The organism is Pseudomonas protegens (assembly GCF_003732485.1).
In the GTDB taxonomy this organism is placed as follows: domain Bacteria; phylum Pseudomonadota; class Gammaproteobacteria; order Pseudomonadales; family Pseudomonadaceae; genus Aquipseudomonas; species Aquipseudomonas protegens_B.
In genome coordinates, this window is sequence record NZ_MOAK01000066.1 from 51010 (window position 1) to 52061 (window position 1052).

General features: G+C 64.7%; 1 protein-coding gene. It reads left to right on the forward strand.

Going from position 1 to position 1052, the window contains the following annotated elements; all coding sequences use genetic code 11:
* Positions 1–54 precede the first annotated feature (54 nt).
* Entirely contained in the window at positions 55–1029 is a 975-nt protein-coding gene (locus tag BLX41_RS17340; protein WP_123725876.1) for a Dyp-type peroxidase, read from the forward strand.
* The last annotated feature ends 23 nt before the right edge of the window (positions 1030–1052 follow it).

The following is a 1052-nucleotide window of genomic DNA, read 5'->3' on the forward strand; positions in this document are numbered from 1 at the left end:
AATCTGCTATTTTCCTGTCGGTGATTTTTCCGACCGCAGCCTGTGGAAACCATAATGACCCAGCCTTACTCCCTGGCCGAGCGCAAGCCCGAGCCGCAAGCCATCTGCAACCCCATCACCCGTAGCGCCATCTTTATCGTCGCCACCCTGGCCCCCGGCGCCAGCGCGGCGAAAACCGTGCGTGAGTGGTGCGCCGATGTCGCCGCCCTGACCCGTTCGGTGGGCAAGCGCGTGCCGGGGGGCAATTTGTCCTGTGTCTGCGGTTTTGGCTCCAGTGCCTGGGACCGGCTGTTCGGTGGCCCGCGTCCGGCTTCGTTGCACGACTTTCGTGAAGTGGGCGTGGAAGGGCGCCGCGCGCCATCCACCCCGGGCGACCTGCTGCTGCACATCCGCGCCGAGCAGATGGACCTGTGCTTCGAACTGGCCACGCAACTGCTCAAGCCTCTGGGGGATGCGGTCAAGGTGGTGGACGAGGTCCAGGGCTTTCGTTATTTCGACATGCGCAGCATGGTCGGCTTCGTCGACGGCACCGAGAACCCGGAAGGCCGCGAGGCCGTGGATTTCACCCTGATCGGCGATGAGGACCCGCCGTTCTGCAATGGCAGCTACGTGCTGGTGCAGAAGTACCTGCACAACATGGCGGCCTGGAACGAGCTGACGGTGGAGGCTCAGGAACGCATCATCGGCCGCACCAAGCTGGCGGATATCGAGCTGGATGATTCAGTCAAACCCAGCTGTTCCCACAGTTCCCTGACCACCCTGGAAGAGAACGGCGAGGAGGTGAAGATCCTGCGCGACAACATGCCCTTTGGCCGTCCGGGCGCCGGGGAGTTCGGCACCTACTTCATCGGCTACGCCCGCTCGCCACGGCCGGTGGAGCAGATGCTGGAGAACATGTTCGTCGGTCGCCCGGCGGGCAACTACGATCGCCTGCTGGACTTCAGCACCGCGGTCACCGGCGGGCTGTTCTTCGTGCCGTCCGCCGATCTGCTGGAAGACCTGGCCGAGCGCGCTGCAGCCGGCCAGTAAACGGCAAAACCCCCGCCCCCCGC